Origin of the sequence: Pseudoalteromonas sp. RB2-MNA-CIBAN-0110 (genome assembly GCF_040309305.1) — a bacterium.
GTDB lineage: Bacteria > Pseudomonadota > Gammaproteobacteria > Enterobacterales > Alteromonadaceae > Pseudoalteromonas > Pseudoalteromonas arctica.
This window is the reverse complement of the sequence record NZ_JBEOOQ010000228.1, coordinates 1-258: the sequence shown is the minus strand read 5'-3', so window position 1 is coordinate 258 and position 258 is coordinate 1. Positions and strand designations below refer to the sequence as shown.

At 38.8% G+C, this 258-nt stretch carries 1 protein-coding gene; it reads left to right on the top strand.

All coding sequences use genetic code 11. From position 1 onward, the window contains the following. The coding region (locus tag AAEY68_RS21285; protein ID WP_350586853.1) for a TSUP family transporter at positions 1–258 on the top strand (258 nt) is incomplete at both ends.

Here is a 258-nt window from a genome sequence, read left to right as displayed (position 1 = left end):
ATTGTATATTTTACCTTCAGTAGGTATCAGTTCAACCCAAATTACTCATGTCGCTATCGCTACGTCACTGGCATCGATTATTTTAACGTCTATGTCATCAGCCACCGCGCATCACAAACGTGGAAATATACCTTTTGAGCTATTTAATCCTATATTTCCGGGTATTGTAATAGGGTCGTTATCATCAGCTTTTGTGTCTGAGCAAATTGCATCAGATGATTTGCAACAGGCTTTTGCTATTTTTGTGGTGTTAATGGC